Raw genomic sequence first — 12,210 nt, 5'->3', positions numbered from 1 at the left:
AGAAAGTAGAAGCTTCCGCTCAGAAAGCCCAGGCTGCTGACGCTTCCGCTCCGGCCAAGAAGCACGCTGCCAAAAAACATCACGCTAAAAAGCACGCTGCCAAGAAAGCCGCTCCGGCTTCCGCAGCAAACTAATCAGACGTCAGCGTCTGGCTCGCAATAAGAAAAGGGAGGCTTCGGCCTCCCTTTTTTGCATCTGCCATTTCCGCTGATGCCACTGCTGTGGTGTACCGGCAAAGAAAAACGCCATCCGGCTGGATGGCGTTTTGTCATTTCCCCGGAAAAAGCGGAATCATTTTTCCACAAAAGCACGTTCGATGGCGTAGTCGCCCGGTTCGCCCATACGCGGCGATTCCTTGAAACCCATGCCATTCAGGATTTCGCACAGGTCGTGCAGCATGGACGGGCTACCGCAGATCAGCACGCGGTCGTTTTCCGGGTTCAGCTGCGGCAGGCCGATGTCGGCGCACATCTTGCCGTTGGTGATCAGGTCGGTCAGGCGGCCCTGATTGCGGAACGGTTCGCGGGTAACGGTCGGGTAGTAAATCAGCTTTTCTTTCACGATATCGCCAAAGAACTCGTTTTCCGGCAGTTCTTTGGTGATGTAGTCGTGATAGCCCAGTTCATTTACCCAGCGTACGCCGTGGGTCAGGATGACTTTGTCGTAGCGTTCGTAGACTTCCGGGTCCTTGATGATGGACATGAACGGTGCCAGGCCGGTACCGGTGGACAACAGATACAGGTTCTTGCCCGGCAGCAGGTTGTCTTGTACCAGGGTGCCAGTGGGCTTCTTGCTGATCAGCACGGTATCGCCAACTTGCAGGTGTTGCAGTTTGGAGGTCAGCGGGCCGTCTTGTACCTTGATGCTGTAAAACTCCAGATGCTCTTCGTAGTTGGAGCTGACAATGGAGTAGGCACGCATCAGCGGCTTGCCGTTTACTTCCAGGCCGATCATGACGAATTGGCCATTGATGAAGCGCAGGCCGGCATCGCGGGTGCAGGTGAAGGTGAACAGGGTGTCGTTCCAGTGGTGAACCGACAATACCTTTTCAGCGGTCAAATTGGGGGAGGACATATAAATTGCTGCTCGCTATCCAATAGAAATCAAGGAATGAGTGGTTGCGGCGATTTTACCCTTTTCAGGGACGCTTGACTAAACATTGCTAGCTGTTCTCACTATGTCATTAAACATAATGATCAAATCGCCACGACGCAAAGCCTGCAACAGCTTTTGGCATGCTATGGCGGGCATACGGCGGGAAAGTCAACTGGAACAGGATGTTACCTTAAAGAGTGGGGCAGCCCTAACGATTTCTTTCCGCTGTGTTTATTCCTGTTTGTTCTTAGCAATGCGTTGATTTAGATCAGCGAATTGTATCGCGCGCTGCGCTAGTGCATAAAACTGTAGCCAGGCGGCTGTTGTCAGACAGTGTACAGCCAGATGCCGATTTGCCATTCTGATGTCATCTTTTTTGTATGGTGCAAAGCTGGACGCGTACAATCTGCTGTCCTGCTGACAGAAAGCGGAGCAAGCAATGAAGCTGTGTGTGATTCCCGGAGACGGGATCGGCCACGAGGTGGTTCCCGTTGCCGTGGGTGTGCTGCAAGCGGTGCTGCCAGGTTTGCAACTGGTGTTTGCCGATGCCGGCTGGGAAACCTTCCGGCGCCAGGGCAAGGCCTTGCCGGACAAGACGCTGGAGGCTGCGCGCGAGTGTGGTGCCGTGTTTTTCGGGGCGGTGAGTTCTCCCATGCAACTGGTTGAAGGGTATCGCTCCCCCATTGTCCAGTTGCGGCGTGAACTCGGCTGTCATGCCAATATCCGTCCCACGCTCAGCCTGCCGCTGACAGTGTGCCGGCAGGGAATCGACCTGATCATCGTCCGGGAAAATACCGAAGACCTTTACGTTGGGGACGAGCAGTCCGATGGCGAAGTGGCGGTTGCCATCAAGCGCATCACGCGTACTGCATCACTCCGCGTTGCCAGAAGTGCGTTTGAACTGGCCAGACATGCCGGCCGCCAGCGCATCACCATTATCCACAAGGCAAATATCCTGCCACGCACCGATGGCCTGTTTCGCGACTGTGCCCGCGAGGTGGCGCGGGAATATCCGGAAATTGTCGTGGATGAAATGCTGGTGGATACCGCGGCCATGCGTTTGGCGCAATCTCCGGAAAGCTTTGACATGCTGCTGGCTCCCAATCTGTACGGCGATATCCTGTCAGACCTGGTCGCTGCTTTTGCCGGTGGTTTGGGGCTGGCACCATCGCTGAATCTGGGCGTGACCGCCGCCATTGCCGAGCCGGTGCATGGTTCTGCCCCGGATATTGCCGGGCAGGGGATTGCCAATCCGTTGGCGGCCATTCTCAGTGCTGCCATGTTGCTGCGTATCTGGTGGCAGCGGGCTGATCTGGCCATGAGGGTGGAACAGGCGGTTCTGGCGACCTTGCAGGATGGCATTGCCACGCCAGATGTGATTTCGCCGGGGGTGAGTACGCAGCATCTGGCGCGGGCGGTGATCGACAGGTTGAAACAGGCGCAGGGATAGAGAAGCAGAAATAGAAAGAGGGCGGCTTGACCGGCCGCCCTCTGTGGTGTGTCACTGCATGCTTGAAAAGAAGGATTTGCGGGATAACGCAAACATCACATACAAGTCTTCACCCTGCCTGGCCCCGAACATGTCTGCCAACGATGCTCTTGACTGCAGCCTTGCAGGTCTACCAAAGAACAGGCTGTATGCACAGCACAAGATAAGCCTCAAACAACTGATGTTACGGTAGTGCTGCCCGGTTTCGTCTGGGCGGTAACATCATGCTCGCTACCTGTTACGGCAGCGCAGAGGGGAATTTCTTCCCGGTTTACTCATCATGCTTTAGCAAAGTCTGTTGTTTCGTGTCTGGCGTACCGACTACCTGTCGTCTGATGCATCCGCAATGGACGCTTGCTGCGCTCTCGGACAAGCTTGAACTGCCCGCCATCAAACCTGAAAAGGCGATGGGTTCTGAACGCCGGTGTGAACAAGGTTGTCGGAATCCGGCCAATGACTCATCCCAAACCCTCCCTGTTACTGAATGATTTCAGTATAGGCCTGACATTGGCGGACTCAAGTTTTTTTTCGGTCCCGGCGTTGTTTTTTCTATGCCATTGTTCTGATTGTTTGCCAGCGAAGGCTTGGCCAGCGCTGCGATTTTGCAACGCTGGCCAGGCTGGCGACTCAGCCGGTCTGCGCTTCCAGCCTGGCCACTTGTGCTGGCTGATTGGGATGCAGGTGTCGCTCGAACTGACGGGTGGCGGCAGCCCAGGAATATCGCTCGGCCACGGTCCGCACATGCTCACGGTCCAGTTTGAGCGCTTCCAGACAAGCTTGACGCAGATCGTCGTGCAATACGCCAGCGCCGCTGTGGCCCACCACATCGCGCGGTCCGGCTACCGGATAAGCAGCTACCGGTGTGCCACAGGCCATGGCTTCCAGTAGTACCAAGCCAAAGGTGTCGGTCAGGCTGGGGAAAACAAAGACATCCGCGGCGCGGTAGAAGCGGGCCAGCTCGGGCTGCGGAAACACACCGGCAAAGTGGACCTCGGGGTATTCGCGTTGCAGCCGGGACAGCAGCGGGCCATCCCCCACTACCCATTTGCTGCCGGGCAGGTCCAGTTTCAGGAAAGCCTCGATGTTTTTTTCCACCGCAACGCGCCCGATATAGACAAAGCGCGGCGCACGGCTTTCTTCCAGCCGGTCACGTTCACCCGGGCTGAACATGCTGATGTCCACGCCGCGGCTCCACAGCACCACCTTGTCAAAGCCGCGGGCACGCAGGTCGTCGGCAATGGACTGGGTGGGCACCATGGTGGCAGCACCTGCATTGTGGAAGCGACGCATCCAGGCATAGCTGATGGATAGCGGCAGGCGGGTGCGGGCGGCGATGTATTCCGGAAAACGGGTGTGATAAGCCGTGGTGAACTGTAGCTTGTGGCGCAGGCAGTAACGGCGGGCGGCCAGACCAAGCGGGCCTTCCGTGGCAATGTGGATGGCATGCGGCGCCAGTGCGGCGATGCGTTGTGCCACCTGGCGGTAAGGCAATATGGACAGCCGGATGTCCGGGTAGGTGGGGCAGGGCAGGGTGTGGAATTCCAGCGGGGTGATCATTTCAACTTGATGCCCGAAGGCAGTCAGTTCGCGGCAGGTTTCGGTCAGGGTGCGGACTACGCCGTTGACCTGGGGCTGCCAGGCGTCGGTCACGATCAGGATGCGCATGGGGTCTCCTGGCTGGGGTCGGACTGCGAAGGGATGGTGTCGTGGTATTGCAGGGCCTGCGGGACGGCTATGCCGGGCTGGCCCAGCGGGCTGTGTTCGATGCCGGCTTGCGGTTTGTCCTGGGACGCGCGTACTTTCCGGCTGGTTTTTTCCGGCTGGCTCAGCAGCGTGGTCCAGTACACCACTTCCAGCCGGCCATCGGCATGTTCAACCAGGGCTGACAGGCTTTCCACCCAGTCGCCACTGTTGCCGTACAGTACCCCGTCGATGTCGCGGATTTCCGCCTTGTGGATGTGACCGCAGATCACCCCGTCGTAATGGCGGCGGCGTGCTTCTCCGGCCAGGATTTTTTCAAAGTCGCTGATGAAGTTCACCGCGTTCTTCACCTTGTGCTTGAGGTATTGCGACAGCGACCAGTAAGGCAGGTCCAGCTGTTTGCGCAGCCAGTTGAAGCCGCGATTCAGTTGCAGGATGACGGTGTATAGCGAGTCGCCCACATAGGCCAGCCACTTGATGTGCTGGATGACGCCATCGAATTCGTCGCCGTGGATGATGAGCAGGCGCTTGCCGTCGGCGGTGACATGTTCGGCTTCGCGCCGGATGGCGATGCCGCCAAAATCCAGCCCGGTGTAATGACGGGCGGCTTCGTCATGATTACCCGGTACGTATACCACCTGACAGCCCTTGCGCGCCTTGCGTAGTACTTTCTGCACCACATCGTTGTGGCTTTGTTTCCAGTACCAGGATTTCTTCAGCTGCCAGCCGTCAACGATATCGCCCACCAGATAGAGATGGTCGGATTCGTTGTGCTTGAGAAAGTCCAGCAGATGGTCGGCGCGACAGCCGGCAGTGCCCAGATGGACGTCGGAAATCCAGATGGCGCGGTAGTGGCGCGGTTTGACAGTGTCGGTGGCGGGCTGCATATCGGGTCCGTTCTACCGTGGTGTACAGCGCCATGCTGCATGTGCCAGATGACGGGGCGATGAGGCTTTGGTGACGGCTGCATGACGCAGGCGGTTTAAGTCGGGTTTAAGACAGTTGTGCTTTACTGGTGCAAGCCAGGCTGGGGCTCGCTTGATCAGCGCCATGGTTTTTGGGGGCAGGATCGTGTTGCAATAAGCCAGCCAGTCGGCTGTGATGGCGTTAGAGACAAGGAAATCAACATGCGCATACTGGTGGTGGAAGATGACCCGCTGATTGGCGATGGCCTGAAAATGGGACTGAGCCAGCTGGGCTTCGCAGTGGACTGGTTTCGGCAGGGGCGTGAAGGCCTGGCGGCACTGACCGCTGCGCCATTTGATGCCGTGGTGCTGGACCTGGGCCTGCCGGGCATGGACGGCATGGATATCCTGACCGCCTGGCGCAAGGCCGGGCAGGATGTGCCGGTGCTGGTATTGACGGCGCGTGATGCACTGGATGACCGGCTCAAGGGGCTGGATGCCGGTGCCGATGACTATCTGGTCAAACCCTTTGCCCTCAGTGAAGTGGCTGCCCGGCTGCGGGCCTTGATTCGCCGCCGCCACGGCCAGACCAGCAATCGCCTGAGTCATGGCCGGGTGAGTATGGACCCGGTGGCGCGCACGGCCTGGCTGGGCGAGGTGCCATTGGAGCTGACCGCCCGTGAGCTGGCCTTGCTGGAGCTGCTGTTGTCCAGCAAGGACCGGGTGCTGCCGCGCGAGCTGATCGAAGAAAAACTGTATGGCTGGGGGCAGGAGCTGGAAAGCAATGCGGTGGAAGTGTATGTGCACCACCTGCGCAAGAAACTGGGTGCGGCATTCATCCGCACCCAGCGCGGGGTGGGCTATGCACTGGGTGAGCCGGCATGACACGCCAGCCTACCTTGCAACGGCGCCTGGCCATCCTGCTGCTGGTGACCGTGCCCCTGATCTGGCTGGTGTCCACCGGGGTGGCGGCCTATGTGGCGCACCACGAAGTGGACGAATTGTACGATACCCAACTGACCTTGTTTGCCCGCCAGTTGCTGATCGTGAACATGGGCGAGCATGGTGACGACCTGCCCTTGCTGCCCAAAACCAAAAAGCTGATCCGTGGTGGTGATCGCGGTGAAGCCGAGGACGACGACATCGGCCTTGCCGTGTGGAATGCCGATGGCAGCCTGCTGCTGAGCGATGGTAAGGGGCGGCGCTTTACCTTTGATGCCGGCCGGCGTGGCTTTTACAGCGTGCGCGGTGAGGACGGCAAGGATGAATGGCGTCTGTTTTATCTGCCTGCGCCGGATGGCACGCGACTGGTGGCCGTCGGTCAGCGACAGAAGCTGCGCCACGAGGTGGTCATCAAGGTGATAGAAGGGCAGCTGCTGCCCTGGTTGCTGGGACTGCCGGTGCTGTTGTTGCTGATTTTGTGGGCCGTGCGCAAAGGCTTACGGCCCTTGCAGCAGGTGGCAGGCGAACTGGGCCGGCGCAGTGCGCTGGACAGCACGCCATTGTCGGAAAACGTGCCCGGTGAAGTGCTGCCCATGGTGCAGGCACTCAATGCCCTGTTTGCCCGCATTGCCGAAGCCATGGAGCATGAACGGCGTTTCACCGCCGATGCCGCCCATGAGTTGCGTACTCCGCTGGCCGCCCTGCAGGTGCAGGCCGAGGTGATGGCACTGATGCCGGACGAAGCCGGACGGCAACATGCCCTGCAGCAATTGCAGCTGGGTATACAGCGCGCCACCCGCCTGCTGGCGCAGCTGCTGGCACTCTCCCGGCTGGACCCCATGCAGGGATTGCCAAGCCGTCAGCCGGTGGACTGGCAGCAAGTCAGCCGTGATGCGCTAAGCGACGTGACTGCTGCGGCTGCCACAAAAGACACGGTGCTGGAAACCCACTGGCAGACCGGCCCGGATGCGGTATTGCCATTGAGCGGCGATGCCACCTTGCTGACGCTGTTATTGCGCAATCTGCTGGACAATGCGGTGCGCTACTGCCCGGCAGGCAGCCGGGTCGAACTGCTGCTGTCGGCGGATGAAGTGGTGGTGCAGGACAATGGACCGGGCATTGAAGCCCAGTGGCTTTCACGGGTGCAGGAGCGTTTTTTCCGCCCGCCGGGGCAGGAAATGCCCGGTAGCGGGCTGGGTTTGTCGATTGTCGAGCGCATTGCCAGCTTGCACGGCCTGCACATGCAATTGAGCAACCGGGATGAAGGCGGATTGCGTGTCACGCTGCGGCAGCAGGGGTGAGTCGCTGCGACAATCTGTCGCATTGTCATGGGCCGTCAAGGGCTTTAAGGTAGCAAGCAATGCCGGATGACAGGTTTTGCCCCCTGTAACGGCACACTCCAAGGTGTGATTGCCCGCCCCGACCAGGCGGGCTTTCTTTTTGTCGCAGCCAGTTGCTCAGGCTGGCTTGCCACCCGCGCTGGTGGCAGGCAAGTGCCAGTACAGTGCATTGCACACCGCTCCGGCCACTGCGCCCACATAGTAGTTGAACACCGGGTCGTACAAGGCAGGTTGCAGCCAGCGGCTGTAATACAGGGTGATGACCCCGCCTATCAGAGCGCCGGGCAAGGTAGCCAGCAACAGCAGACGCCAGCGCGGCCAGCGCGTTTGCCACTGACTGATGCTGGCCTCCAGCGACAGCCGCAACAGCACCAGCAACACACCGGCCAAGGCTGCGGGCAAGGCACCCAGCATGTAGGCGAGCATGGGCATGACGCCGGTCGCCAGCAAGCCCACCAGCGGCCCCAGCGCAATAAACAGGGTCAGGCCGCAGCCTGCAAGTTTCAAATGTTTCATCCGCACGCGTTCGACAAAAAGTGTTGCAAGACTAGCAGACTGTCGCGATGGCGACGAGCCATGCGCAGACGGTGGTGCGGCATTATGTCGCAGCCACCAATCCTGCGGCGGAATGCTAAAGTGTCGGCCATGCTGGCCCAATTATTATCTTCTTCTGCGCGCCTGGTGGCCGACCTGCCCGATGCGGTGCGCCTGATTGCCCGTTTGCGCTGGCTGATGCTGGCTGCCGGCCTTGTGTTGCTGCTGCTGTGTGCGGCCAGCGGCTTGAGTTTGCCCTGGCTGCTGCTGTTGCAGGCGCTGGCCACCCTGGCCGGGTTCAACTTCATCCTTGGCCGCAATGTGACGCGTCATGGCTCGCCCTTGCTGATGCTGCGCCTCGGCCTGCTGGCCGACGTGCTGGCGCTGACCGAGTGCCTGGCCTTCAGCGGTGGTGCGGCCAATCCGCTGGCATCCCTGTATTTGCCGCCGGTGCTGTTTGCCGCCTTGTTGTCGCCGGGGCTGTTTGCCTGGGGACTGTCACTGCTCAGCATGCTGGCCTATGCCTTGTTGTTTGCCTGGCATTTGCCCTGGCCCTTGCAGGGCAGTGATGCCGCCTATGCCTTTTCCCTGCATCTGGTTGGCATGTGGCTGACCTTTGCCCTGTCCGCGCTGCTGATCACCAGCTTTGTGTCCTGGCTGGCCCGTCAACTGGCCGCACGCGAGGCCGCGCTGGCCGCTGCACGGGAAACCCAGTTGCGCGATGAACAACTGCTGGCTGTGGGCATGCAGGCGGCCGGTGCCGCCCACTCCCTGTCCACCCCCATCAACACCCTCAGCCTGCTGGTGGATGACATGCTGCAACAATATGCGGCGGATGCGAACCTGCAAGAGGATCTGCGCCTGATGCGGGCCCAGCTGGGCAGTTGTGCCCAGGCACTCAGCCGCTTGAAGCAGGGTATTGCCCAGAGCGATACCGCCCAGCCGCTGTTTGCCACGCTGGCCCAGCAGCTGTCCGGCTGGCGCAGCTTGCGGCCGGATGTCCAGCTGCAATGGCAGGCTGCTGCCGGGCCGGACCCGCAGGTACGGCTGGATGCCGCGTTCTGGCCGGCGTTTTTCAACCTCATCAATAATGCAGCCGAAGCCGGTGGCGGTGCCTTGACGGTGACGGCCGCACTGTCCGGCAACTGGCTGCAACTGGACATCATCAATCCGGTTGGCTGTCTGTCTGCCGCGCAGTTGCAACGCGCCGGCCTGGCACCGCTGACATCCGACAAATCGGCGGGAATGGGGCTGGGCGTCATGCTCAGCCATGCCACGCTGGCGCGGCTGAACGGTACGCTGACCCTGGATAACCGACCGGAGGGGGGCGTGCACGCCTGTGTACGCCTGCCCTTGCGGCTGGAGGAATGAGCATGGCTCTGGATTTTTTGCTGGTGGATGATGACGAGGCTTTCAGCAGTGTACTGGCGCGTTCGCTGGGCCGGCGTGGCTTCCGGGTGGAATGTGCGGCGGACGGCGCGCAAGCCTTGCAGCTGCGTGATGAGCCGCCGCTGCGTATTGTGCTGGACCTGAATCTGGAAGGGGAAAGCGGCTTGCGCTTGTTGCCGGACTTGCGCCAGCGCTACCCGCAGGCTGCGGTGGTGGTGCTCACCGGTTATGCCAGCATTGCCACTGCGGTGGAGGCCACCAAGCTGGGCGCGGTGCAGTATCTGGCCAAGCCGGCCAGCGTGGAGGATATCCTGGCGGCTTTCCAGCAAGTGGCAGCCAACCCGGAGTTGCCATTATCCCCGCAGCCCATGTCGCTGCGTCGTGTTACCTGGGAGCATCTGCAACGGGTGCTGAACGAACATGATGGCAATATTTCCGCTACCGCCCGCTCCATGGGCATGCACCGACGCACCTTGCAACGCATGCTGGCCAAGCGGCCGGTAAAAAGCTAAAACGCATCAGCTGTTGCATGTAAATGACAGCTGAAAATCTGCCAGCTGGAAACAAGCTTTCCATCTGGCTTTGCGCCAGTCCTGCAAGCAGCACGCGTCCTGTGCTGCACATTCGCCGCAATGCCGCTACTGTCCGGCATCTCCTCCATTGATGAACCAAGCAAGCGCTCGGATGTTTCCAATGTCATGAATGGAAACATCGGTTTTCATCAGCAGCTCTTTCCGGATTGCATCAGAAAAAATGATTGGAGCCCTCGCCATGAAATGCATATGGTCTTTTGATGGACTCACAAACCACGACAATAGAGGGGAACAAGATGCGTGGACAAATGATGGAGCAGCCGCTGCTGATCTCCGCCTTGCTGCAACATGCCGAAACCTATCATGGCGACAGTGAAATCGTGTCGCGTACCGTGGAAGGCCCGATTCACCGCTACACCTACCGCGAGGCAGCACGCCGCAGCCGGCAACTGGCCAATGCGCTGGCCGGCCTGGGAGTAGGGCATGGCGATACGGTGGGTACGCTGGCGTGGAACGGCTACCGCCACTACGAAATCTACTTTGCCACCTCCGGTTCCGGGGCCATTTGTCACACGGTCAATCCGCGCCTGTTTGCCGAGCAGATCAGCTACATCATCAATCACGGCGAAGACAAGGTGCTGATGTTCGACCTGAGCTTCCTGTCGGTGGTGGAGCAGATTGCCGCCGAACTGACCACCGTGCAGCATTTCGTCTTGCTGACCGACCGCGCCCACATGCCGCGCGAGTCCACACTGGACAACCTGTTGTGCTACGAAGACCTGGTCAACAGCCATAGCGACCACTACCAGTGGCCGGACTTCGACGAAAACACCGCTTCCAGCCTGTGCTACACCTCGGGCACTACCGGCAACCCCAAGGGCGTGCTGTATTCGCACCGCTCCACCGTGCTGCATGCCTTTGCCAGTTCGCTGCCGGACAGCCTGGATATCTCGGCCCAGGGTGCCATCATGCCGGTGGTGCCGATGTTCCACGTCAATGGCTGGGGCCTGCCTTACAGCTGCACCATGAACGGGGCCAAGCTGGTGTTGCCCGGCCCCAAGATGGATGGCGTCAATCTGTACGAGCTGATCGAGACCGAAGGCGTCACCATGGCGGCAGGCGTGCCCACCATCTGGATGATGCTGTTGCAGCACTGCCAGAAGAACCACCTGAAGATTCACAGCCTCAAGCGGGTGATTGTCGGCGGTTCGGCCGCGCCGGAAAGCATGGTGGACCAGCTGGCCGAACACGGTGCCGAACTGCGCCAGCTGTGGGGCATGACCGAGCTGTCGCCCTGTGGCACAACCAGTACGCCCAAATTCAAGCACAACGGCTGCGACACACCGACACTACGTGCACTGCAAACCAAGCAGGGCCGTCCCATTTACGGCGTGGCCATCCGCATTGTCGATGACGAAGGCAAGCCGCTGCCCAACGATGGTGTGGCCTTCGGCAATTTGCAGGTGAAGGGTTCCTGGGTGCTGTCCCGCTACTTCAAGCGCGAGCTGGACGATTCCCATACCGAGGACGGCTGGTTCAATACCGGCGATGTGGTCACCATCGACCGTGACGGCTATATGAAGATCACCGACCGCACCAAGGACGTGATCAAGTCCGGCGGTGAATGGATCAGCTCCATCGAACTGGAAAACATCCTGGTGGGACACCCGGCGGTGGCCGAGGCGGCCGCCATCGGTGTGGTGCATCCCAAGTGGGATGAACGCCCGCTGATGGTGGTGGTGCTCAAGCCCGGTGCCAGCGCAACCCGCGAAGAGTTGATCGGCTTTTATGAAGGCAAGATCGCCAAGTGGTGGACGCCGGACGATGTGGTGTTCCTGGATGAGCTGCCACACACCGCCACCGGCAAATTGCAAAAGATGAAACTGCGTGAAATGTTCAAGGATTACCAGTGGGCTTGAGTGCTGACAGCTGCTGACAAACGCTGGTAGAGAACCCGGGCCAAGGCGCGCCGACGCAGACAGTACAGAAAGTACGGCAAGGAGGCGCAACGCAGGCGCGGAGGTTTTGTCAGCGGGTCTAAGCCGCTGAATTGAATGGACAGAATAGAGCATTTGCGCTAAATTGTGCATCGCACTGAAGGTCGCAAGACCTTTTGTGGTGTTAGCCCCTCGAAGCATCAAGCTGGCAACCCCAGCCAGATGTTTCTTCCTCGTGTTGGCCCCTGAGAACCCTCAGGGGATTTTTTTTGCTTGTCGTTCTCCCTGTCCCTCTTTCTTGCATCCTGCACGCTTGCTGCAAAGCCGCTTTGCTGTTCTGGATCA

General features: G+C 59.8%; 10 protein-coding genes. 6 read left to right on the top strand and 4 right to left on the bottom strand.

All coding sequences use genetic code 11. The features are described from left to right. Positions 1-291: 291 nt before the first annotated feature. Complete coding sequence (locus ACE3SE_RS12760; RefSeq protein ID WP_045846727.1) at positions 292-1,074, bottom strand: ferredoxin--NADP reductase; 783 nt, start codon at positions 1,072-1,074, stop codon at positions 292-294. 460 nt (positions 1,075-1,534) lie between these two features. Between ACE3SE_RS12760 and ACE3SE_RS12755 the strand changes: the two genes are divergently transcribed. Beyond that, positions 1,535-2,545, top strand: coding sequence for an isocitrate/isopropylmalate dehydrogenase family protein (locus ACE3SE_RS12755; protein ID WP_062788880.1), 1,011 nt, complete (start codon positions 1,535-1,537; stop codon positions 2,543-2,545). A gap of 666 nt (positions 2,546-3,211) precedes the next feature. Here ACE3SE_RS12755 and ACE3SE_RS12750 read toward each other — a convergent pair. Both ACE3SE_RS12750 and ACE3SE_RS12745 read right to left on the bottom strand, forming a co-directional pair. Beyond that, positions 3,212-4,249: a glycosyltransferase family 4 protein gene (locus ACE3SE_RS12750; protein WP_374555765.1), complete on the bottom strand. Its 1,038-nt coding sequence runs from the start codon at positions 4,247-4,249 to the stop codon at positions 3,212-3,214. Then, positions 4,237-5,172 carry a UDP-2,3-diacylglucosamine diphosphatase gene (locus ACE3SE_RS12745; RefSeq protein WP_374555764.1) on the bottom strand — a complete coding sequence of 312 codons (936 nt, stop codon included), beginning with the start codon at positions 5,170-5,172 and terminating at the stop codon, positions 4,237-4,239. Before ACE3SE_RS12745 ends, ACE3SE_RS12750 begins: the two co-directional genes overlap by 13 nt. A gap of 240 nt (positions 5,173-5,412) precedes the next feature. Here ACE3SE_RS12745 and ACE3SE_RS12740 point away from each other — a divergent pair, with 240 nt between their 5' ends. Both ACE3SE_RS12740 and ACE3SE_RS12735 read left to right on the top strand, forming a co-directional pair. Continuing rightward, positions 5,413-6,075, top strand: coding sequence for a response regulator (locus ACE3SE_RS12740; RefSeq protein WP_045846724.1), 663 nt, complete (start codon positions 5,413-5,415; stop codon positions 6,073-6,075). After that, positions 6,072-7,433, top strand: a complete 1,362-nt coding sequence (locus ACE3SE_RS12735; RefSeq protein WP_374555762.1) for an ATP-binding protein — start codon at positions 6,072-6,074, stop codon at positions 7,431-7,433. The genes ACE3SE_RS12740 and ACE3SE_RS12735 overlap by 4 nt, the downstream gene beginning before the upstream one ends. A 156-nt stretch (positions 7,434-7,589) precedes the next feature. Here the strand turns inward: ACE3SE_RS12735 and ACE3SE_RS12730 are convergent, their stop codons facing one another. Continuing rightward, on the bottom strand, positions 7,590-7,979 hold the full coding sequence (locus ACE3SE_RS12730) for a hypothetical protein (protein ID WP_374555760.1): 390 nt from the start codon (positions 7,977-7,979) through the stop codon (positions 7,590-7,592). Positions 7,980-8,117: 138 nt separating this feature from the next. Between ACE3SE_RS12730 and ACE3SE_RS12725 the strand changes: the two genes are divergently transcribed. From ACE3SE_RS12725 to ACE3SE_RS12715, 3 genes are all read left to right on the top strand, one after another. Beyond that, positions 8,118-9,377 (top strand): sensor histidine kinase, encoded by a 1,260-nt coding sequence (locus tag ACE3SE_RS12725; protein WP_374555758.1) that lies wholly within the window; start codon positions 8,118-8,120, stop codon positions 9,375-9,377. Positions 9,378-9,379: 2 nt separating this feature from the next. After that, a complete protein-coding gene (locus ACE3SE_RS12720; RefSeq protein ID WP_062788876.1) occupies positions 9,380-9,907 on the top strand; it encodes a response regulator transcription factor in 528 nt (175 codons plus the stop codon). A 317-nt stretch (positions 9,908-10,224) separates the two neighbouring features. Next, positions 10,225-11,847 carry a 3-(methylthio)propionyl-CoA ligase gene (locus tag ACE3SE_RS12715; RefSeq protein WP_062788875.1) on the top strand — a complete coding sequence of 541 codons (1,623 nt, stop codon included), beginning with the start codon at positions 10,225-10,227 and terminating at the stop codon, positions 11,845-11,847. Positions 11,848-12,210 lie beyond the last annotated feature (363 nt).

The organism is Aquitalea pelogenes, from assembly GCF_041914625.1.
Taxonomy (GTDB): domain Bacteria; phylum Pseudomonadota; class Gammaproteobacteria; order Burkholderiales; family Chromobacteriaceae; genus Aquitalea; species Aquitalea pelogenes.
The sequence above is the reverse complement of the archived record's forward strand: the minus strand, read 5'-3'. Positions and strand labels throughout refer to the sequence as shown.